Genomic DNA, 19,954 nt, shown 5'->3' with positions numbered 1-19,954 from the left:
CCCGGCCGCGGCACGGCGCGCCGGCCCGCGCCGCTGCCGCCGAGACTATCGTGCCAGTCCGGGCGAGGGCGCGGCTGGCGGACCGGCCCGGACGAGGCCGGCGGCGCGGCGGGCGGATCCGACCGGGGCGGCGCCGACCCCGACCGTTCTGACAACATTTGTTGCCCAGCGAACAACGTGCTGGCAGACTGTGCCGGGCATCACAGCCCCCGGCGCCGGCGGCTCACGCCCGGCGCCGGCTCCCGCGAGAAAGGCCGCCCATGAAGATCGCCGTGCTCCAGGCCGAGGCCACGGTCCTGGACCTGGAGGCCAACCTCCGGGTCGTCGACGCCGCCGCGCGGCGGGCCCGCCAGGACGGCGCGGACCTGCTGCTCACCCCGGAGCTGTTCACGTGCGGCTACAGCCCCGAGCTGGTCCGGCAGCGGCTGACGGCCGAGGACCTGCGCCTGATCGCCGACCGCGCCGCGGCGATCGCCCGCCGCCACGGGATCGCCCTGGTCTACAGCGCGCCCCGGCAGGGAGCGGGCGGGCGCTGGCACATCGCCGCCACGCTCCTCGACGACGCCGGGCGGGCCGTGCTGAGCTACGACAAGGTGCACCTGTTCGGGGACGAGGAGCGGCGGGCCTTCGCCCCGGCCGAGGACGCCCCGCGGGTGGTGGAGCACGGCGGCCTGCGGATCTCGCTGCTGATCTGCTACGACGTGGAGTTCCCGGAGAGCGTGCGCGCCGCCTCGGACCAGGGCGCGGAGCTGCTGCTGGTCCCGACCGCCCTCGGCGCCGGGTTCGCCGCCGTGCCGAACATCCTCCTGCCGGCCCGCGCCCTCGAGAGCCAGGTGGTCATCGCCTACGCCAACCACTGCGGCACCGAGAGCGGGCTGGAGTTCGGCGGGGAGAGCGTGGTCGCCGGCGCCGACGGGAGCCTCCTGGCCCGTGCCGGCACGGGCCCGGACCTGGTGCACGCCGTCGTGGACTCGGCCCTGGTGGCCGCCGCCCGCGAGCGCGTGCCCTACCTGCGGGACCGCCGCCCGGACCTGTACGGGCGCTGGGGCGGGCGCCCGACCGGCTGAAGGACTACGGCGCCCCGGGCACGAACTGCAGGGCGATCAGCAGCTCCGCGCGCACCCGTGCGTCGTCGAGGTCCACTCCCAGCAGCTCGGCGACCTGCTGCACGTGCCGGCGCACGCTGTTGCGGTGCAGGCCGAGCCGGCGGCTGCACGCGTCCCAGTTGCCGTGGGCGTCCAGCCAGCACCGCAGCGTGCCGAGCAGCAGCTCCCGCCGCTGCTCGGGAAGCTGCTCCAGCGGCGCGAGGAGCCGGTCCGCCACCAACCGCCCCGACTCCGGGCCGAGCAGACCCGCCACCGACCACGGCACGTCCTCCGCCCGCAGGCTCCTGCCGCCGGCCCGCAGCCTGCGGCGCAGGGCGGAGACCTCCTCGTGGCCGGCCCGCAGACCGGGGAGCTCCGCGGGCCGGCCGACGGCCACGAGCCACCCCCGCAACTCCAGGTCCGCGAGCAGCCGGCCGGGCACCGGCGAGCGGGTGACGGTGACGAACCCGTACGCGGTGAGCTCCACGAGCCGGGTGTCGAACAGCCGGCGCAGCTGGAGCAGCTCCGGGAGCTCGTCGGGGGCCCGGGGCGGCCACGGCCCGTCGTGGCCCGGCCCGCGGACGCCCTGCACCACCCGCACCGGCTCCCCCTCGGGGCCGGCGACGCTCTGCGCCAGCGCCCGCAGCACGGCGCGCTCTCCCCCGGGCTCTCCCGCCCCCAGCAGCAGGGCGGTGGCGAGGCGGCTCGGCGCCAGGTTGCCCACCGTGCGCTGGCGCAGGAGCACCTCGAGCAGACCGACGGCGACGGAGACGGCGGTGTGCTGGGCCGGGGTGAACGCGGCGGGCGCCCCGAGGACGAGCGTGCCCAGGTTGACGTCGCGCTCGCTGCGCAGCGGGTGGCCGACGACGACGGCCGCCCCGGGCTCGGCGAAGCTGGCGACCTCCACCCGCGGGCCGCTCCCGGCGAAGATCTTCTCCTGGAGGGGGCGCAGCTGCTCCTCGTCGAGGGCGGGGCGGCCGGCGGAGGCACTGATCCGCCCGTCGGCCCCGGTCAGCACCGCCCACGCCCGGACCTCCGCGGCCAGCACCTCCAGGAGGGAGCTCTCCGGGGCGCCGGAGAGCACGGCCCGGAGCATCCGGCGGTTGGCCTGCACCAGGTGCCGCGCCACCCGGTCGTTCTCCGCCTCCAGCACGGCGGCGAACCTGCGGGTCACGGCGACGAACGGCGTGTGCTCGGCCACCCGCACCAGGGGCAGGCCGTGCTGGGCGCAGGCCGGGGCGAGCCCGGCGGGGAGGGCGTCGTGCACCGGGGACACGCCCAGCCCCAGGGCGGTGACCCCGGCGGCGGCCAGCCGCGCCACGTAGGCGGCGACCTCCGCCGGCGACCGTCCGGCCAGCGGGACCCCGGCGGTGAGGAGCAGCTCCCCGCCCAGCAGGAAGGGCGTGGGGTCCTCCAGCTCGCTGGTGGCCACCCAGCGCAGCGGCGGGGCCGCCGCCCCCGCCCAGGAGGTCACCAGCTCCAGCTCCGCCGGCATCTGCGCCAGCAGGCGGTCCAGGGTCAGCTCCCCCCAGCCCTCCGTGGCGACGGACCGTTCCCGCAGTGGTGCACTTCCGCTCATGCCAGGGAACTATAGGACACTTCGTCCCGCCTGAGATGCGCGTCACATCCCTAGGGTGTGTGGTGCCCCGCAGGTCGCTCGTCGAAAGGGACCCCACCATGACCACGTCACCCACCCTGCCGGACCGGCGTCCGCGCCCGGGCCTCCCGCTCGGCAGCCAGCTGGTCCGGCGCAAACCGCTGCACCAGATGGCGCGCGAGTCGGAGAGCGCCAGCACCGGGCTCATCCGCAGCTTCGGGCTGCTGCAGCTGACCATGATCAGCGTGGGCGCCACGCTCGGCACGGGCATCTTCGTGGTGCTCGGGGACTCGGTGCCCCTCGCGGGGCCGGCGGTGTGGATCTCGTTCGTCATCGCCGGTGTCGCGGCCATGCTCTCGGCGCTCTAGTACGCGGAGATGGCCGGTGCCGTGCCCGTGTCCGGGTCCAGCTACTCCTACACCTACGCCACCATGGGCGAGGGCCTCGCCTGGATCTGCGGCTGGTGCCTGCTGCTGGAGTACGCCGTGTCCGTCGCCGCCATCGCCGTCGGCGCCGGGGAGTACCTCACCGAGATGGCCACGGCCTTCGGCGTCGCCCTGCCGGAGGCCTTCGTGCAGCCCCCCGGGGACGGCGGCGTCTTCAACGTCCCCGCCGTCGCGGTCGTGCTCCTCGCCACGGTGATCCTGATCCGGGGTTCGCGCGAGAGCGCCTGGGTGAACACCGTGCTGGTGGTGCTCAAGATCGCCGTGCTGCTGTTCTTCGTGGCCGTGGCGTTCACGGCCTTCGACTCCCGCAACTTCGCCCCGCTGCTCCCGATGGGCACCGCCGGCGTCACCGCCGCGGCCTCCCGCCTGTTCTTCTCCTACATCGGCTTCGACGCCGCCTCCACCGCCGGGGACGAGGCCCGCGATCCGCAGCGGGACCTGCCCCGGGCGATCATCCTCTCCATGGCCCTGATCACCTCCCTGTACATCCTCGTCGCGGTGGCCGCCGTCGGCGCCCGGCCGTGGCACTGGTTCGACGGCCAGGAGGCCGCCCTCGTGGGCGTCCTGGAGGAGATCACCGGACGCCCCTGGGTCTCGCTCGTCTTCGCCACGGGCGCCGTCGTGGCCATCGTGAGCATCGTGCTCGTCGTCCTCTACGGGCAGACGCGCATCCTGATGGCCATGTCCCGGGACGGTCTGGTGCCGCCCGTCTTCGGCCGGGTGTCGGCCCGCACGGGCACCCCGATCGCGAACACGCTGATCACGGGCGGCGTCATCGCCACCACGGCGGGGCTCGTCCCCCTGGGCGAGCTGGCCGACGCCACGAGCATCGGCACCCTCTTCGCCTTCAGCCTGGTCAGCCTCGCCGTGATCCACCTGCGCCGCACCCGCCCCGACCTGCCCCGGACCTTCCGGGTGCCGCTCTACCCGGTCACGCCGATCCTCGCCGTGCTCATGTGCGCCTTCCTCATGCTGAACCTGGGAGGCTCCACCTGGGTGGTGTTCGCCCTGTGGATGGCCGTCGGCGCCGGCGTGTACCTCGGCTACGGCCGGCGGCACTCGGCCGTGGCCGCCCTGACCGACCGGGAGTACGCGGAGGCCTCCGCCCCCGTGACCCCCACCCACGAGACCGTGAAGGACACCGTATGACCATCGCGACCGACATCAACCACTCCGGGGCCGGCGCCGCGCCGATCACCATGCTCAGCCCCGACTTCCCGTTCGGCTACGACACCTACCTCCAGCACCCCGCGGGGCTGGGCAGCGTGCCCGAGGCCGCGCTGGGCACGAAGGTCGCGGTGATCGGAGCGGGCCTGTCCGGGCTCGTGACGGCCTACGAGCTGATGAAGCTGGGCCTGCACCCCGTGGTGTACGAGGCGGGCGAGATCGGCGGGCGGCTCCGCACGGCCTCGTTCTCCGGCGCGCCGTCGGTGACCGCCGACCTGGGCGGGATGCGGTTCCCGGTCTCCGGCCGGGCCTTCTACCACTACGTCGACAAGCTGGGGCTGCGCACCGAGGCGTTCCCCAACCCCCTCTCCGAGGTCACCCCCAGCACCGTCATCGAGCTCGGCGGCCGGGCCCACTACGCCCGCACCCCCGACGAGCTGCCCGCGTTCTTCCAGGAGGTCGCCGACGCCTGGCACCACGCGGTCGACGACGGCGCCCAGTTCCTGCAGATGCAGGAGGCGATCAAGGCCCGCGACACCCGCCGGATCAAGCAGCTCTGGAACGAGCTGGTCCGCGACCTCGACGAGCAGACCTTCTACGGGTTCATCGCCGCCAGCACGGCGTTCAAGGAGGCCGGGTTCGAGCACCGGGAGGCCTTCGGCCAGGTGGGCTTCGGCACGGGGGGCTGGGACACCGACTTCCCCAACTCCATCCTCGAGATCCTCCGGGTGGTCTACACCGACGCCGACGACGGTCACCGCAGCATCGTCGGCGGCGCCCAGCGGCTCCCCGAGGCGCTGTGGCACCACGCGCCGGAGGACATCGCCCACTGGCCCGCCGGGACGTCCCTCGCCTCGCTGCACCACGGCTCCCCCCGGGGCGCCGTGGCCCGGATCTCGCGCCCCGCCACGGCCGGCGGCGGCGTCGGGGACCTGCGGATCGAGGAGAAGTGGGGGCGCGCCGCCGAGTACCGCGCGGTCGTCGCCACCTGCCAGTCCTGGCTGCTGTCCACGCGGATCCACACCGAGGAGGGACTCTTCCCCGCGCCCCTGTGGACCGCCATGGAGCGCTCGCACTACATGCAGTCCTCGAAGACGTTCGTGATGGTGGACCGCCCCTTCTGGAAGGACGTCGACCCGACCACGGGGCGGGACACCCTCAGCATGACGCTGACCGACCGCCTGCCGCGCGCCACGTACCTCCTCGACGACGGCCCGGACCGGCCGGCCGTGATCCTCCTGTCCTACACCTGGAACGACGACGCCCTGAAGTGGCTCGCCCTCGACGCCGACGGGCGGGTGGAGCTGATGCTGCACTCCCTGAAGCAGATCTACCCGGACGTGGACATCGCCTCCCACATCGTCGGGGAGCCGATCACCGTGTCCTGGGAGGCCGACCCCAACTTCATGGGCGCCTTCAAGGCCAACCTGCCCGGCCACTACCGCTACCAGCAGCGCCTGTTCACCCACTTCGCGCAGCAGGACCTGCCGGAGCAGCAGCGCGGGATCTTCCTGGCCGGTGACGACATCTCCTTCACCGCCGGCTGGGCCGAGGGCGCGGTGACCACCGGCCTGAACGCCGTGTGGGGCGTCGTCCGGCACCTGGGCGGGTCGAGCGCCCCCGGCAACCCCGGACCGGGAGACCTCCTCGACGAGCTCGGCCCGATCGCCCTGGACTGAGCGGCACGCCCCGGCGGTTCCCGGACCGCCGGGGCGGCCCCACATCTGCGGACAGACAGGCGTTCGCAGATGCACACATGCTGGTGACGAACGACCGTCACCGCCGGAGGCCCGCCATGCCCGACTCCTTCGTCTCGTGGGTGCTGCTGGCCGCGATCCCCGTGCTGCTCGTGGTCGGCGGCCTGTCCGCCCTGCACTGGAGCCGCTACATCGGCACGCTGACCCGGCTGCACCGCTCGCGCAGCGGGCCGCAGGCCGCCCTCGCCCCGTCCACGGTGGCGTGGCTGGAGCTGCGCGGGGAGCAGCAGTACCGCCGGGCCTACCGCCGCACGTGGGAGCTCGTGGGCGTCCTGGCCCTGGGGCTGGCCGTGGCGCTGGCCGTCGGCTGAGCGGCCGGCATCCCCTGGTGGTCCAGCTGCCCGGCGTCCTCGTGCTCTACGGGTGCCTCGTCGTGGCCGCCTCCGTCGCCACGTCCGCCTGGAGCCTCGTCCAGGCCGGGCTGCACCTCTCCGGGCCCGGCCGGCGCCGGGCCCCCGGAGCGCGCGCGGCCGCGGCCGCGCACCTGGACCGGGCCGCGGCCGGCGCGGGCCTGGCCGCGGCGACCGCCGCCCTCCCCCTCGCCCTCGGCCACGCCCGGACGCTCGGCGCCCTGCTTTCGGCATTCTGACCACCCCGGCGCCATGCCGCGCGGAGCGGCCTGCGCCCCAGGTGGCGTCACACTTCGTGATGAAGTCGTGATCTCTTTGTAGATCTTTCCGCATGTATTTGCATGTGAGAACCTGTCTCGGGACCCCCCACCCCCAGGAGTACGCCCATGCAACGATCCACGCTCGCCCCCACCGTGTCCGCCCTCACCCTGGCCCTCGTGCTGGCTCCGCTGACCCCCGCAGCGGCCGCCCCCGAGGACACCGGCGCGACCCTGTCCACCCAGCAGGTCACCGACCAGGCCCCGCCCGCGGTCACCGACCGCATGATCGTCAAGTACAAGACCGAGACCCCCGCCGCGGAGGCGGAGCGCAGCGTCGAGGACGCCGCCACCGCCGTCGACGTCCCCGAGGCCGAGCAGGCCACCGAGGTCCGCAGCACCGCCGACGGCGCCGCCGTCGTCGAGCTGGCGGACGCGGTGTCCACCGACCGGGCCGAGAAGCTCGCCGAGAAGCTCGCCGAGGACCCGGACGTGGCCTACGCCGAACCGGACCGCCTCGTCTCCACCGCCCGGATCCCCGGCGCGGAGGAGGAGCCCCCCGAGCAGCTGGGCTCCGTGGCCGCCACCGCCGCCGACCCCGGGGTGCCGTCCCTGTGGGCGCTGGGCAACCTGCGCGCCTTCGAGGCGTGGGACACCGCCACCGGCCGCGGCGTGACCATCGGTGTCGTGGACACCGGCTTCGCCGGCCACCCGGACCTGGACTCCAAGGTCATCGGCGGCTACGACTTCGTCTCGACCGCGAACCTCGGCAACGACGGCAACGGCCGTGACACCGATCCGCGCGATCCGGGCACCTACTCCTCCTACGGGCAGTGCTACGCCGGCTCCGCGGCCACGAACTCCATCTGGCACGGCACCCACGTGGCCGGCTCCGCGGCCGCCAAGCGGGACGCCTACGGCACCGTGGGCATCGCCCCGGACGCCACCCTGCTCAACGCCCGCGCCCTCGGGGCGTGCGGCTACGGCTACGTCTCCGACATGGCCGACGCCGTGCGCTGGCTGGCCGGCGCCCCCGTGAGCGGTGTTCCGGCGGCACCCAAGCGCGCCGACGTGATCAACATGTCCCTGGCCCTGGGCGGGTCCTGCCCGGTGACGCTGCAGAGCGCCATCGACACCGCCTGGACCCGGAACATCCCCGTGGCCGTGGCCGCCGGCAACTCGAACGCGCCGGCCATCGACTACGCGCCGGGCAACTGCTACAACGTCATCACCGTCGGGGCCATCGGCTCCGACCGCGTGAAGGCGCCGTACTCCAACCACGGCTGGGCCGTGGACATCTACGCCCCCGGGCACCACATCCTCTCCTCCTCGAACTCCGGGACCCGAGGACCGGTCGCCCCGTCGACGAAGTTCGACTACGGCACCTCGATGGCCACCCCGCACGTGGCCGGCACCCTGGCGCTGCTGAAGCAGAAGAACCCCACGCTGACCGCCGCCCAGTACAAGCAGGCGATCCTGGACTCCGGCGACACCTGGGACACCCTGCCGGGCGGCAAGACCCTCAACACCCACGACGCGCTCTACATCACCAAGCCGGCCGCGACCGCGACCCCCGCCGCCCCGGCGCCCAGCTACACCACCAAGGGCGCGATCAACACCTTCTACCAGCGGAACCAGACGCTGCTCGGCACCCCGACCTCCAACGAGATCAGGATCGGCGCGGGAGTCCACCAGCACTTCACCAAGGGCACCGTCTACTGGTCCTCGGCCACCAGCGCGCAGTTCGTGAAGGGCGGCATCAGGACCGCCTACGACCGCAACGGCAAGGCCACGGGGAAGCTCGGCTTCCCGACGAGCGGGGAGAAGTCCAACGGGATCGGCGGCGCCTATCAGCTGTTCCAGAACGGCAAGATCCTCTGGGGCTCCGCCCACGGCGCCTTCGCGCTCGAGGGCGCCGTGGGCTCGGCCTACGCCGCGCTGGGCAGCGAGAAGGGAGCGCTCGGCTACCCGATCTCGGACAAGCAGAGCAACGGCGCCGGCGGCTACTACCAGCGCTTCCAGCGCGGCACCATCCTGCAGGGCCCGCAGACGGGGGCCTACGCGGTCAAGGGCGAGATCAAGAACGCCTACGCGCGCAAGGGCTCGGAGCACGGCTCCCTGGGCTACCCCACGGCCGGGGAGACGTCCGACGGCACCGGCGGGGTCCAGCAGACCTTCCAGAGGGGCCGGATCGTGTGGACCGCCGGCACCGGGGCCCACCCCCTCCAGGGTTCGATCGCCGGACGCCACGCCCAGTCGGGCGGCACGGCCGGCGTCCTGGGCTACCCCACCACCGACGAGGCCTCGACCGGCACCGGCGGGGTCTACCAGGTCTTCCAGAAGGGCCGCATCTACTGGAGCCCGACCACCTACGCCCAGGAGATCAAGGGATCGATCGGCAACGCCTACCTCGCCCTGGGCGGGACGAAGAGCCGGCTGGGCTTCCCCCGCACGGGAGAGGTCGCCCGCGCCGACCGCTCCGTGGTGCAGTACTTCCAGGGCGGATCGATCACCTGGCGCCCCGGGGGCTCCATCCGGATCGACTACCGCTGATCCGCCTCCGGTCCCGCCGCGGCCCCGCTCCCGTCCCCCGGAAGCGGGGCCGCGGTGCGTCCGGGACCGACGACGAGCCCACGGCCGCACCGCAGGTCCCGGCCGTGGGGACCCGCGGCGGGCCGCGCGCCCCGGCTCAGAGCAGCGGGACCAGACCCGACCGCAGCAGCGGCAGCCCGCGCACGGTGAGGAACTGCTCGATGGTGGTCACCGACGGCGACGTGCGGTCCTCCTCCGCGTCCCACAGCGCCTCGCACTCGTCGCAGAACTGGACGATCTCCTGCGTGGCGGTCACCCGGTAGCGGGCCACCGTGCCGTAGTCGCACTCGGTGCACTCGTTGGACTCGTTGGACTCCATGGAAGCGCGCTCCTTCAGGCCGTCCCGGCCGGTTCCCGGGTGGTCGGCGATGGACCGAGGACCCCACTGCACCGGTGCATCAGTGCGCTCGCGAGGTCCTCGATGGATCAGATTGTGCACCCGGATGGCCCGGTCACGGAAGAGCCCCGCCCCGGCACCCCACCGGGGCACGGCCTTCCGCGCCCCGGTGCGGTCCCGGTCCGCTCCGCGCACCGCCGGGGAGCGGAGCACGCCGATCCGCAGTAGGGTCGCGCACATGGTGGACCAGCCGTACGAGTTGATGGACGCGCGACAGGCCGCCGACGCGCTCGACGCCTATCTGGCCGAACGCGACCCGGCGCTGCGGCGCCTGCGCGGCGCCCTGGCGGACGGCGGCCTGGACCCCGACGAGACGCTCGACGGGTCGGTCTACTCCGTCTGCCCGCTGTGGGCCTGGATCACCGCGCGGATCACCGAGCTCGGGGTGGACCCGCACGCGCTCGCCGACGATCCGACCCGTCCCGGCTGGCCGTCCTGGGCACGGCACGGCCGGCTCGTGGACCCGCACCCACCGGCCGAGACGATCGCGCTGGTCGACGGGTTCGCCTCCTATCTCGGCCGGGTCATCGGCGCCGAGGTCCCGGAGGCGGCCTGGCGGGTCGGTGAGCACCTCCTCGCCGACCACCCGCTGCTGAACTACCCCGTGCTCGCCACCGACCACCACCTGATCTTCCTGCCGGCCATCCCGCTCTACAGCGCCTATCAGTCCGCCCACGGCCGGGCCCCCATGAGCGGGACGGAGATGCTCGCCCACACCCGCCGCACGATCGACGCCCTGCACGGGGAGGGCCCGGAGGCCGCCGCCATCCAGGAACCCCTCGTGACGGTGGTCGCCGAGGTCGACTGCTTCGACGTCGGGCTGCGCGAGGACATCCCCGCCGAGCACCCGCAGATCGTGCCGCGGCTGATCGACGAGCTGTGCGCCCGGGAGGGTGTCCAGTCCGTCCACCGCTACGGGCCCGCCGCCCTGGTCGTCGACGTCCCGGACTGGGACGAGCTGCGCCTGAAGCTGTGGTGCACCCTGTGGCTGCAGCGCCACCTGCCGCGCTGACGCACCGCGGAGCCGCTCCCGGACGGGCCCACGGTGGTGCTGCGGCTGTCCGTCCGTGGGCGCCGGCACCGGGCCCCGCCGGTGCCGACCGCTCCGGTCGGCCCGTCCCCGCGCGCTCGGCGGCCACCTGCCTGGGCTAGGGCGTCGCCCGCGCCCGCGCCAGCTTCTCCGTCTGCCGCAGGTCGACGGCGATGCCGGCCACCCCGGTCAGCAGGGCGGCGGTGATGAACTCGATCTCGGCGAAGTGGACGGCCGCACAGAACAGGACGGCGGTCAGCACGGCCAGGCCCGCGCGGGTGCTCGTCCGCGTCGCCGTGGCTCTCTCGTAGGGGCTGCGGGTCGTCGGTGTGCTCATGGTCCCCGAGCCTGCCACCGGCACCTGTGCCGCGCCTGGGTCGAGGCCAGGAGTCGCCCGTCCGGCACAGGAGCGGAGGCGCCGATGCACGCGCGGAAGGACGACGAACCGCTCGGACCGCCGAGGTGAGCACCTCATGACGGAGCCCGGGGCGTGCGGCGTCGTGCTAGGCCCGGCCCAGTTGGCGGAAGATGCCGGCGACGTCGAAGTAGCGGCGTTCCTCGACGATCCGGCCGGCGTCGTCGAAGCGGATGAAGGCGGCATAGGGCAGCCGCAATCGCCTGCCCGTGGCCGGCAGGGGCGTCCCGCCGGGCACGCCGATCGGGCCGGTGTTCGTCCCGGTCATCGTGATCTCGACCGCAGCGGTCCGCCCGGAGGTCAGCATCTGGTGCAGCTCGCCGACGACGTCGGGGAACGCAGTGAGGAACTTCCGCATGTCGCGCCGGATCGCCTCCCGGCCACGCAGCGGTTCGGGATACTCCGGGTCGTGCAGCACCGCGTCCTCGGCGTAGTAGGCGGCGTGCCGGTCCGCGTCGTGGGCGTTGACGGCGGCCGGCTGCTCCTCGAGCACGCGCCGGCAGGACGTGGCGACGTCCGCCGCGGAACCGTCCATGATCACGGCCCGCTCGGGTCGAGCAGGCCGAGCTGCTGGGCCAGACCCATCAGGTCGTAGTAGCGGTGCTCCTCCTCGATCAGGCCGTCCTCGCCCCGGCGGCAGAACACGGCCAAGGCGAGCGATGCCCGCCGGCCGGTGGGAGGGACCTCCCCGGTGGGCATGATCATCGGGCCGGTGTGGGTGCCGACGAGCAGAGCCCGGAACGCCGTGGTGGGGCCCTCACCCGGCAACAGCTCCTCCAGCTGCAGGACGAGGTCCGGCATGGCGGTGATCAGCTGCTGGGCGTCCTGCTGGATTCCGGCCCGCCCGCGCAACGGCTCCGGGGCGGCCGGGTCGTAGCCGATGGCGTCGGGACTGTAGAAGGAGGCGAACTTCGCCGCGTCGTGGGTGTTGAAGGCGTCGATCACCTCCTGGACGCGCTGACGACCGTCCCCGCCCGCTCCGGGCACCGGTCCGACGACGGATGTGTGCGTGTCGCTCATGATGATGACCTCCGTTCCCCGAGAGCCCCGCCGCTGCACGGAGCCGTCCTCCGACGGTAGGCACCATCCGAAGGCCGCCCCAAGCGCTGCCCCTGTATCGCCGCAGGACTGTTACTGGGGACCGCATCATGACGTTCGCCCCGGCGGCGAGCGCCCCGATGGTCATGGCGCCGGCGCCGAAGCGACGCACCGCCACGAGCCCACTGCCCTGCTCGTGGACGTGCCGTGCGGGACGGGATGCGGCCGGGGCCGTGGCACATGCGGCGGCTGCACCGCCGCCTGCCGTGATGAGCCGCCGGCTGATCGCCGGGGCGGTGGTCACCGCCGCCGTGCTCGTGGCCGTGCGAGCCGGCGTGCCGCTGCCGCGCCCGCAGCGCACGCACGTCCGCACCACCGTCGGGTGCCGCCCGTAGAGTGCGGTTCGTGAAGCGGACGTACTACATCACGATGACCAAGCGCCAGGCTGCCGCCGCCTTCGAGGAGTACCTCGCCGAGCGGCCGCCTGCCCTGGAGAAGCTGCGCGCGGAGCTCGCGGCCGACGGCCTGGATGCGGACGCCCTGCTGGACGGGACCCCGCAGTCCCTGGCCCCGCTGTGGCGGTGGGTCGCGTCCCGGATCACGGCGGTCGAGGACGAGGACGTGCCCTGGGATCCGGAGGCGCCCCCGAGCCCTGGTGGCCGTCGTGGGCCCGCTATTCCTCGGACATCCTTCACGGCACCCCGGTGGAGGTCGTGGCCCTGCTCGACGGGTTCATCTCCTACCTCGGCGACGTCATCGCCGCCGGTGCACCCGAAGCGGTGTGGCAGGTCTGCCACCACCGGGTGAAGCGGTACCACCTGCAGAACCACCCGGTGCTCGCCAGCCCGCTCGGCGGCTCGGAGATCCATCCCCCGAACCTGGTCGCCGTCATCGCCAACCGGCTGCGGCGCGGCATGGACCCGCGGCGCGAGGACGAGTTCACCGACTACGCGATCACCGTCATCACCGAGCTGCGCGGGGAGAACGAGCCCGTCCCCGTGGTGGAGGAACCGCTCGTGGAGGTCGGGTCCGACGGCGACGACGGGGTCTTCGACGTCGGGCTGCACGAGGAGATCGCCCACGAGCACTCCCGCAAGGTCAACCAGCTGGTCAAGGAGCTCGCCACTCAGCCGGGCATCCTCTCGGCCCACCGGGAGGACCGCGAGGTGCTGCTGGTGCGCGCCCCGGACTGGGACGCCGCCCAGATCGAGCAGTGGGTCCTGAACTGGCTGAAGGCACGGATCCCCGAGCTGGACTGAGCCCGCCGAGGCCGCGACACACCGGGGCCGCCGCGGGGTCCGCCCGCGCGCAGCCCTACCGTGGAGCCATGGATCTCGTCTCGATGGTCGCCGGCGCGAACCCGATCCTCCCCACGTCCTGGGAGCTCACCGCGCTTCTGCTCGGCGGCGCGCTGATCGCCCTGGTCGGCGTCGCGGTCATCTCCCTGTCCCGCGACCGGTACTACACCCCGGTGCAGCGGCTGCTGTGGCTGTTGGTGATCCTGGCAGCCCCGGTGCTCGGTCCGATCCTGTGGCTGGCCGTCGGCCGGCGCCACACCCTCGAGCAGGAGGTACGTGGCCATGACGGCTGAGGGAGGTGAGCAGAGGGACACTTCAGCTGCCCCGGACGGGACGTCCCGCACGCGACCTCCCTACTGGGTGCTGCAGGTGCTGGTGCGGGCGGTGCCGGTCGTCGTCGTGCTGCAGGTGAGCTTCGAGGTGCTGCTGCGCAACAACTGGTTCGTCGCCGACTCCCCCTACACGCCCGGACTCGTGGCCGGGCTGCTCGCCTTCGTGCCGGCCGGCGTCTGGGCGGTGGTCGACGGGTACCGCTACGTGCCCACCCCGCAGGTGGTCGCCCTGTGGGCTGCCGCGGGAGCCATGGTGGCTCTCGTCAACACTCTCTACGGCTACCTGTCCGGTCTGTGGGTATACGTCCTGGATCTGCCGTTGCGCGACCTGGCCCTGATGCTGGCCGAGCTTCTGCCGCTCGCGGTGATGTACGCCGGGCCCGCCGCCCTGCTGGCACTGTTGGGCGCCGGCCTGTACCGCGTGCGGGAGTCGCGCACCTCCTCCTAGTCCGCGGGCACGGAGTCCTGCCGCGCTCTCTTCCGGGCCTTCCGCTTGCCGTCCAGCAACATCCCGCCCCACACGCCGACGGCCAGCCCGACCCCCAACAGCACGCTGTCGGTGCGCACGGCGCACCAGATCAGGAACGCCAGCAGGAACGGCAACGCGATCAGCGCCAACAGCCCCTGCCGCTCGGTCCGCCGCACCTCAGCGGACTGCGGGGCCCGGTGCCGCGGAGTGCGGGTGCTCATCGGTCGGGCCCGTGCTGCTCCCGGAACAACCGCAGCACGCCCACCGCCATCATGAGGGCACCAGCGATCATGCCCCACCCCCACCAGTGGCCTTCGATCGCCCCAGAGACTCCGGCGATCACCATGAACACCGCGAAGATCGCGTAGAACCAGCGCATCCGTCGCGACACCGTCCGCTCCTCCTCGTCCCGCCGTCCTCGCATCCTGGCACGCCGGCCACCGCGCCGTCGTTCCCCTCAAGTGCACCTGCCACGCCGCCTCGGCCCGCCGGTAGCGTCAGCGCCATGGACCAGTCCGCCCCGCGCACCGACGAGGTGCCCGTACCGCGTGCCGGGCAGGTGCTGGTGCGCACGCTGCCCGCCGCGCTCATGCTGGCCATCGGCCTTCCGGGGCTGGCGCTGTGGGGCCTGGACGAGAACGGCAACGCAGGATCCGGCTGGTTCCTGTTCCTGCCCGGACTGCTCGTTCCAGCAGCCCTCCTTCTCCACCGGCTCACGAGGGCGCCTCGGCCCGATCTGCCACCTGCCACCGAACGGGCGCCGTTGACCTGGGACCTGGCGATCGCGGCCGAGACAGGTCGACTTCCACCGAGATCTTCAGCCCAGGCGGCCACAGCCCTGGCCTGCCGGCAGGTCGAGATGACCGTGCTGGTCGGCGCCGCTGCCCTCGGTGCGACCATCACCTGGGCTGCTCGTGCGGTGTGGTTGTGGCTGGTGCTCGCGACTCTCTGTGCTGCGACCACCTTGGTCGCGGGCCGCCGAGCCCGCCACGGCTGGGCCTACCTGCAAGCCGCAAACTCCACGGGCCGGCCGACGCCATCCGGTGGCATCAGTGTCATGCTCCGTGCCGCCCGGCAGACCACAGAGGTGCCCGTCCCGACCGCCGGTCAGGTTCTCGTGCGCGCGCTGCCCGAGGCGGCCGTGATGATTGTCGGGCTGCCGCTGGTCGTCCGGTTCGTGCTGGACGAGAACGGTGACACGAGCACGCCCTGGTGGCCGGTGCCGCTGCTCGCGCTGGTCGGTCTGGTCATGCTCGTCGACCGCTGCGCCCAGGCTCCGCGCCCACGCTTCGACCAGCGGGTCGGTGAGGCGCAGTGGAAGCCGGCGTTCGCGGCGGCTGTGAAGACCGGGACACTGCCCGAGCACCCCGAGGTGCGGACCGCAGTCGGTGTCGTCGCCTGCCGGACCATCGAAGGAGTGGTGGTCGGCATCGCCATGGTTGTGTCTGTCGCTCTCAGCGCACTGGCCGCCCCTGGCTTCCCGTGGCTGGGTGCACTGGGTGTCCTCTCGATCCTCACCGGGATCAACGCCTTCCGCGTCCGCCGTTCCTGGGCCTACCTGCGTGCCCTGCACACCGCCGAGCGCACCGGCCGACGCTTCGAAGCGTAAGGAGGCACCTTTTTGAAAGCTGCTCGATCGCTGCGTTTCTGGGCCCTGGTGACCACCGGTCCAGGTCTCGTCGTGGTGATGGCGATGCTGGGTCTGGCGGTCATCGCAGACGTCCTCGACCTGGGCGTCCCCATCCCCCCGTTCATGATTGCCACCGGCGGCTGTGCATTGGCAGCCGCCGGACTGATCGTCCTCGTTCTTGATGCAGCACTACGCCTGACCGGCCGGCGCTTCGGACCGGGCGGGCCCTACTCCCAGCCCGGCTCCCCGGGAACGTAGCCCGGCAGCTCTGTGCCGTCGGCGACCTCCAGCTGCACCCGGTAGGTCAGCAGCCGGTGCTCGGCCGAGCATCCCGGCAGCTGGGTGCCGGCGCCGGGGACCGCCTCGAGCTCCACGCCCACTTCGCTGCCGGGACGCACGGTGAGCTCACCGGCGTTCGGTCCCTCGTCGAAGGCGCAGTGCAGCCCCAGGACGGCGCGCACGGTGCCGATCACCGGCAGGTGCGGCACGTGCTCGGGCGTCTCGCCGTGGTGCTCCTCGCGGTAGCGACCCACCGTGCCGGCGTCCTGGCTCGGGGCCCGGGCCACCAGCTTCCACGTCACCGTCGAGCCGACGCGGAACGGGTCGCCGCAGCACTGCTGCTCCCACTCGCTGAGGTCCACCTCGATCACCATGGAGCCGACCATAGCAACGGCCTCCGATGGGCTGCGGCCCATCCGGTGCCCGCGCTCGGTTCCTCGGCGGCGCGCCGGCGCCGGAACGCCCCGGCCACCCGGCAGGACTCCTCGGCCGAGACCACCGCCGGCATCGCCCCGGCGCTGATGCGCACGCTCGAACCGCCCCTCAGGTGACCGGCGGGCCCGTCACCCAGCCCCCGCCCTCACCGGCGACGACGACCGAATCGGCCGGTCTCCGCGCACTCGTCCACGTCCTCGGTGCCCCCAGTCAGACTCGAACTGACACTGAGCGGATTTTAAGTCCGCTGCCTCTGCCGATTGGGCTATGGGGGCCGGTGCCGCCCTCCCGGGCGCCGCACCACCCTACCCCGTCACCACGCCGGAGGGCGCGACGCCACCCGTCCGGATCGAGTATCCTTCGACGGTGGTCGAGCAGCCGGCCGCGTCGTCGTCGAACACGCAGGAGGCTGCCGCCGTGCACCACCCACCCCTCGCACCCACCGCCCGGCGGTCGCCGGAGGGACACTGCCCCGCAGCACCCGGCCACGGGCACGCCGCGGGGATCCGGCGGACGGCATGAGCGACGGCCTGAGCGACGACCCGGCGGTGCCGGGCGACCCGACGCCGAGCACCTACCTGCCGCCGGAGGCGGCGTTCCCGGCGGATCTGACCGAGCTGGCCGCGACGGAGCTGCACGTGCTCCACAGCAAGGTCTCCCGCCAGCTCGAGCAGGAGTACCTCACCGTCCCGGACGGGGCCCATCCCCTCACCCTGGAGCGGTGCCAGGAGATCACCGTGGAGCTCGACGCCCGCGAGATCAACGCCGCCCACAGCGTCCGGGACGCGCTCCGGCCTCAGTCGTCGTAGGTGTCCGCGAGCTGCCGCCGCTGGTGCTCCCGCCGGCTGTAGGTCGCTTCGCGGATGGCCTCGTCGCTGTCGAAGTTCGAGCCCAGGGCCCCGGCCAGGGTGCCCAGGGACGCGGCCAGCCAGGACAGGTTCGCGTAGTCGAGGACGCTGACCGGGTGACCGAGCTGGCTCTGGAGGTAGTCGGCCTCGATCACCGCCAGGGCCACGCCGAAGAGCAGGCACCAGAGCACCGCGTACATCAGGGCCACGCTCAGCCACACGGTGATGACGGTGGAGGCGTTGTCCGACCCGGCCCGCCAGGGCTCGTCGGAGTCCCTGCTCCGGTTCCACAGGCTGTTGTGGAAGATGAGCCACCCGCTGAGCGCCGCGGTGACCACCACGCTGATCATGGCCAGCCGCGCCGGGTGCAGGGCGTCGGACATGTTCCAGATGGAGGCGTAGAAGATGCCGAAGGCGCCGGTGGCCGCCGCCGCGGCCACACAGCTGGCCAACGCCGGCAGGAGCCGTCCGGGGCGGTTGCTCAGCACCATGCCGGCCAGCAGCCGCGCCCGGTTCACCCGTCCGGGCAGCACGATGTAGGAGACGTCCCCGGCGCCGTCCGGCAGCATGCAGCGGACCTGCCCGTGCCCGAGCGCCTCCACCACCTCCGGCGCGGAGGGACACTGCGCGGTGCCCTCCTGCAGGGCGTCGACCAGCGCGGCCAGCAGCCGGCGCGCCTTCCGCGCGAAGTGGTCGAGGCCCAGGGCCGGCAGGGAGACGAGGGCCGCGGAGGCCTCGGCGCTGAGCTCGCACAGCATCGGGGCCCCGCCGTGGGAGCGGGGCAGATCCGTCAGGTAGACGACGACGTCCCAGCCGTAGCGCTCCCGCAGCTGCCCCGCCCGGTCCAGCAGCGGGATGACGCCCTCCGCGGTCAGGGGCAGCGTCTCGCGGCTGACCTCCACCTCCCAGGAGACATCCGGACCGGAGCGGGCCGACAGCACCCCGGGCAGATCCTCCGCGACCCGTCGAGCCACCTTCTCCGGCAGGCCGGGGTCGGCCATGATCCCCACCGTCGTCGTCCGCATCGTCGTCCTTCCTCGTGGCGCGCCCGGCTCCGCCCCCGTCGTCCGGGTCTCCGAGCACGATCCGGCGCACCCGGGGGGCATCGGCAGGGCACCGTGGCGCCCGAAAACCTGCCGTTCCTCCCCGAGCCTAGTTGTAAGAGGGCATGACGTTATTGGCACGGGCCGGGGTGCGTGAGACCGGGGGCTGATCACCACAGGCGGTGTGGGGCCGATGGTAGTTGAAGTGGTTGACCCACACCCCGATCGCGTCCCGGCGGGCCTGCTCGCTGGCGTAGGGGCGGGCGTAGAGGACTTCGTCGGCGAGCAGCCGGTTGAACCGCTCCACCTTCCCGTTGTGGCGCGGGGTGTACGGGCGGATCCGCTGATGCCGGGAGGCGAGGACCTCCACCGTGCGGGTGAAGTCTTTCGCCCGGTAGTTGGCGCCGTTGTCGGTGACCACCCGATGCAGCCGGTCGATGCCGTGGGCGGCGAAGAACACCCTCGCCCGGCAGAAGAACCCGATCGTGGTGGTCGCCCGCTCGTCCTCGAGGGCCTCGGTATAGGCCAGCCTTGAGAACCCGTCCACGGCCGAGTGCAGGTAGGTGTAGCCGACCTTCGCCCCGGGACCACGCTTGGACTGCTTGGCAGCAGCGCTGCCACGGCCGTGGGCCCGCCAGCCGCCGCCGTCGGGGATCCGTCCGACCTTCTTCACGTCCAGGTGCACCATGTGCCCTGGCCACCCCGCACGGATCCGCCGCGGCGGGCGCCGCAGGTCGTCCCCGTCCGGAGTGAGGTCGCGCAGCCGAGAGATGCCCAGCCGGGACAGCCAGCGGCCCACGGTGCGCAGGTGCAGGCGGTGCCCCAGATCCAGCAGGTGGCGGTGGATGCGCCGGGCCGACCACTTCCGGTCCCGGCGCAGGGACTCGATGAGCTCCACGACCGCCGCAGGGGTGCGCTGAGGGCTGCGCCGCGGAGTCGAGGGATGATCGACCAACCCCGCCTCACCCGCTGCGAGGTAGCGGGCCACCCAGGTGGCCACCGTGGGACGGCTGACCCGGAACTCGGTCGCCACATGGGCTTTCGGGATGCCGTCGTGGAGGTGACGGTGGACCATGCGCAGCCGGCCGGTGGGGGTCAGGGGTGCATTACGGTGGGTCATGAACGGGCTCTCTCGCGCGGATGTTGGTGTAGGAACTTCCATCCTGAAGCGAGGAGCCCGTTCCTCATCTCAGCGCCGCACCCGCGCCAAGAACCTCATGCCCCGCAACACCTAGTCGCCGGTGACCGGGCCGGGACGGGCACCGGCGAACGGCCCGGGGCCAGGACGCCGGACCGCGGCGGCACGCCGCTCACGACCGGGGCTGCGCCGCCGGCCGATCGCGACCGCCCGTGGGCACCGGTCGTTGTGGCGCGCGGGAACCGCCGCACGCGCAGCCCGTTCGGCGCGACGGCTCGCAGGCGGTCTGTCCGGCGTTTTGTGGACAGACTGACCTGCCCTATGGCCTGCTTACCCCTGTAGGTGTGAAGA

The 19,954-nt window shown here is 73.1% G+C and carries 24 protein-coding genes, 1 tRNA gene and 1 pseudogene; 15 read left to right on the top strand and 11 right to left on the bottom strand.

The window, feature by feature from the left end; genetic code table 11:
- Nucleotides 1–260 precede the first annotated feature (260 nt).
- Entirely contained in the window at nucleotides 261–1,067 is an 807-nt protein-coding gene (locus tag AYX06_RS15485; RefSeq protein ID WP_062736529.1) for a carbon-nitrogen hydrolase family protein, read from the top strand.
- Between the two features lie 4 nt (nucleotides 1,068–1,071).
- On the opposite strand, the gene AYX06_RS15480 is transcribed toward AYX06_RS15485, so the two are convergent.
- Nucleotides 1,072–2,664 (bottom strand): helix-turn-helix domain-containing protein, encoded by a 1,593-nt coding sequence (locus AYX06_RS15480; RefSeq protein WP_062736528.1) that lies wholly within the window; start codon nucleotides 2,662–2,664, stop codon nucleotides 1,072–1,074.
- Between the two features lie 98 nt (nucleotides 2,665–2,762).
- Here AYX06_RS15480 and AYX06_RS15475 point away from each other — a divergent pair.
- The 5 genes and pseudogenes from AYX06_RS15475 to AYX06_RS15455 all read left to right on the top strand — a co-directional run bounded on the left by AYX06_RS15475 (nucleotide 2,763) and on the right by AYX06_RS15455 (nucleotide 9,212).
- A pseudogene (locus AYX06_RS15475) lies at nucleotides 2,763–4,277 on the top strand (amino acid permease).
- The gene (locus AYX06_RS15470; RefSeq protein WP_062736527.1) at nucleotides 4,274–5,974 is read left to right on the top strand and encodes a flavin monoamine oxidase family protein; all 1,701 of its coding nucleotides are present in this window, start codon (nucleotides 4,274–4,276) and stop codon (nucleotides 5,972–5,974) included. Before AYX06_RS15475 ends, AYX06_RS15470 begins: the two are co-directional and overlap by 4 nt.
- A 116-nt stretch (nucleotides 5,975–6,090) precedes the next feature.
- Entirely contained in the window at nucleotides 6,091–6,363 is a 273-nt protein-coding gene (locus AYX06_RS15465; protein ID WP_062736526.1) for a hypothetical protein, read from the top strand.
- A gap of 17 nt (nucleotides 6,364–6,380) precedes the next feature.
- Nucleotides 6,381–6,641, top strand: coding sequence for a hypothetical protein (locus AYX06_RS15460; protein ID WP_062736525.1), 261 nt, complete (start codon nucleotides 6,381–6,383; stop codon nucleotides 6,639–6,641).
- Between the two features lie 147 nt (nucleotides 6,642–6,788).
- Complete coding sequence (locus AYX06_RS15455; RefSeq protein ID WP_062736524.1) at nucleotides 6,789–9,212, top strand: S8 family serine peptidase; 2,424 nt, start codon at nucleotides 6,789–6,791, stop codon at nucleotides 9,210–9,212.
- 136 nt (nucleotides 9,213–9,348) lie between these two features.
- Here the strand turns inward: AYX06_RS15455 and AYX06_RS19930 are convergent, their stop codons facing one another.
- A complete protein-coding gene (locus AYX06_RS19930; RefSeq protein WP_062736523.1) occupies nucleotides 9,349–9,570 on the bottom strand; it encodes a hypothetical protein in 222 nt (73 codons plus the stop codon).
- 256 nt (nucleotides 9,571–9,826) lie between these two features.
- Between AYX06_RS19930 and AYX06_RS15445 the strand changes: the two genes are divergently transcribed.
- On the top strand, nucleotides 9,827–10,660 hold the full coding sequence (locus AYX06_RS15445; RefSeq protein WP_062736522.1) for a hypothetical protein: 834 nt from the start codon (nucleotides 9,827–9,829) through the stop codon (nucleotides 10,658–10,660).
- A 136-nt stretch (nucleotides 10,661–10,796) separates the two neighbouring features.
- Here the strand turns inward: AYX06_RS15445 and AYX06_RS15440 are convergent, their stop codons facing one another.
- From AYX06_RS15440 to AYX06_RS15430, 3 genes are all read right to left on the bottom strand, one after another.
- Nucleotides 10,797–11,015, bottom strand: a complete 219-nt coding sequence (locus tag AYX06_RS15440; protein ID WP_062736521.1) for a hypothetical protein — start codon at nucleotides 11,013–11,015, stop codon at nucleotides 10,797–10,799.
- 166 nt (nucleotides 11,016–11,181) lie between these two features.
- Nucleotides 11,182–11,628, bottom strand: coding sequence for an ester cyclase (locus tag AYX06_RS15435; protein WP_147017760.1), 447 nt, complete (start codon nucleotides 11,626–11,628; stop codon nucleotides 11,182–11,184).
- Nucleotides 11,629–11,630: 2 nt separating this feature from the next.
- Nucleotides 11,631–12,113, bottom strand: a complete 483-nt coding sequence (locus tag AYX06_RS15430; RefSeq protein WP_062736519.1) for an ester cyclase — start codon at nucleotides 12,111–12,113, stop codon at nucleotides 11,631–11,633.
- Nucleotides 12,114–12,400: 287 nt separating this feature from the next.
- Between AYX06_RS15430 and AYX06_RS20775 the strand changes: the two genes are divergently transcribed.
- The 4 genes from AYX06_RS20775 (at nucleotide 12,401) to AYX06_RS15415 (ending at nucleotide 14,209) form a co-directional block, all read left to right on the top strand.
- Entirely contained in the window at nucleotides 12,401–12,526 is a 126-nt protein-coding gene (locus AYX06_RS20775; protein ID WP_261775437.1) for a hypothetical protein, read from the top strand.
- 318 nt (nucleotides 12,527–12,844) lie between these two features.
- Nucleotides 12,845–13,390, top strand: coding sequence for a hypothetical protein (locus AYX06_RS19925; RefSeq protein WP_062736518.1), 546 nt, complete (start codon nucleotides 12,845–12,847; stop codon nucleotides 13,388–13,390).
- Between the two features lie 68 nt (nucleotides 13,391–13,458).
- Nucleotides 13,459–13,722, top strand: a complete 264-nt coding sequence (locus AYX06_RS19920) for a PLD nuclease N-terminal domain-containing protein (protein WP_062736517.1) — start codon at nucleotides 13,459–13,461, stop codon at nucleotides 13,720–13,722.
- Nucleotides 13,712–14,209, top strand: a complete 498-nt coding sequence (locus AYX06_RS15415) for a hypothetical protein (RefSeq protein ID WP_147017762.1) — start codon at nucleotides 13,712–13,714, stop codon at nucleotides 14,207–14,209. The genes AYX06_RS19920 and AYX06_RS15415 overlap by 11 nt, the downstream gene beginning before the upstream one ends.
- Here the strand turns inward: AYX06_RS15415 and AYX06_RS15410 are convergent.
- Both AYX06_RS15410 and AYX06_RS19915 read right to left on the bottom strand, forming a co-directional pair.
- On the bottom strand, nucleotides 14,206–14,451 hold the full coding sequence (locus AYX06_RS15410; RefSeq protein ID WP_062736515.1) for a hypothetical protein: 246 nt from the start codon (nucleotides 14,449–14,451) through the stop codon (nucleotides 14,206–14,208). The genes AYX06_RS15415 and AYX06_RS15410 overlap by 4 nt on opposite strands.
- A complete protein-coding gene (locus tag AYX06_RS19915; protein ID WP_157093470.1) occupies nucleotides 14,448–14,621 on the bottom strand; it encodes a hypothetical protein in 174 nt (57 codons plus the stop codon). The genes AYX06_RS15410 and AYX06_RS19915 overlap by 4 nt, the downstream gene beginning before the upstream one ends.
- 114 nt (nucleotides 14,622–14,735) lie before the next feature.
- On the opposite strand from AYX06_RS19915, the gene AYX06_RS15405 reads away from it, so the two are divergent.
- Together AYX06_RS15405 and AYX06_RS19910 are read left to right on the top strand one after the other, a co-directional pair.
- Nucleotides 14,736–15,839 (top strand): hypothetical protein, encoded by a 1,104-nt coding sequence (locus tag AYX06_RS15405; protein ID WP_062736514.1) that lies wholly within the window; start codon nucleotides 14,736–14,738, stop codon nucleotides 15,837–15,839.
- A 12-nt stretch (nucleotides 15,840–15,851) separates the two neighbouring features.
- Nucleotides 15,852–16,118, top strand: a complete 267-nt coding sequence (locus tag AYX06_RS19910) for a hypothetical protein (RefSeq protein ID WP_147017764.1) — start codon at nucleotides 15,852–15,854, stop codon at nucleotides 16,116–16,118.
- On the opposite strand, the gene AYX06_RS15400 is transcribed toward AYX06_RS19910, so the two are convergent.
- Nucleotides 16,088–16,513, bottom strand: coding sequence for a DUF6578 domain-containing protein (locus AYX06_RS15400; protein WP_147017766.1), 426 nt, complete (start codon nucleotides 16,511–16,513; stop codon nucleotides 16,088–16,090). The two genes, AYX06_RS19910 and AYX06_RS15400, sit on opposite strands and share 31 nt — an antisense overlap.
- A gap of 45 nt (nucleotides 16,514–16,558) precedes the next feature.
- Between AYX06_RS15400 and AYX06_RS20770 the strand changes: the two genes are divergently transcribed.
- Nucleotides 16,559–16,690 (top strand): hypothetical protein, encoded by a 132-nt coding sequence (locus tag AYX06_RS20770; RefSeq protein ID WP_269148880.1) that lies wholly within the window; start codon nucleotides 16,559–16,561, stop codon nucleotides 16,688–16,690.
- Nucleotides 16,691–16,775: 85 nt separating this feature from the next.
- Here the strand turns inward: AYX06_RS20770 and AYX06_RS15395 are convergent.
- Nucleotides 16,776–16,849, bottom strand: a tRNA-Leu gene (locus AYX06_RS15395).
- A 243-nt stretch (nucleotides 16,850–17,092) separates the two neighbouring features.
- Here AYX06_RS15395 and AYX06_RS15390 point away from each other — a divergent pair.
- Nucleotides 17,093–17,383, top strand: a complete 291-nt coding sequence (locus AYX06_RS15390; RefSeq protein WP_062736512.1) for a hypothetical protein — start codon at nucleotides 17,093–17,095, stop codon at nucleotides 17,381–17,383.
- On the opposite strand, the gene AYX06_RS15385 is transcribed toward AYX06_RS15390, so the two are convergent.
- The gene (locus AYX06_RS15385) at nucleotides 17,371–18,447 is read right to left on the bottom strand and encodes a hypothetical protein (protein ID WP_062736511.1); all 1,077 of its coding nucleotides are present in this window, start codon (nucleotides 18,445–18,447) and stop codon (nucleotides 17,371–17,373) included. The two genes, AYX06_RS15390 and AYX06_RS15385, sit on opposite strands and share 13 nt — an antisense overlap.
- 127 nt (nucleotides 18,448–18,574) lie before the next feature.
- Nucleotides 18,575–19,585, bottom strand: coding sequence for an IS481 family transposase (locus tag AYX06_RS15380; protein ID WP_062735104.1), 1,011 nt, complete (start codon nucleotides 19,583–19,585; stop codon nucleotides 18,575–18,577).
- Nucleotides 19,586–19,954 lie beyond the last annotated feature (369 nt).

Source organism: Kocuria turfanensis (genome assembly GCF_001580365.1).
GTDB lineage: Bacteria > Actinomycetota > Actinomycetes > Actinomycetales > Micrococcaceae > Kocuria > Kocuria turfanensis.
The sequence above is the reverse complement of the archived record's forward strand: the minus strand, read 5'-3'. Positions and strand labels throughout refer to the sequence as shown.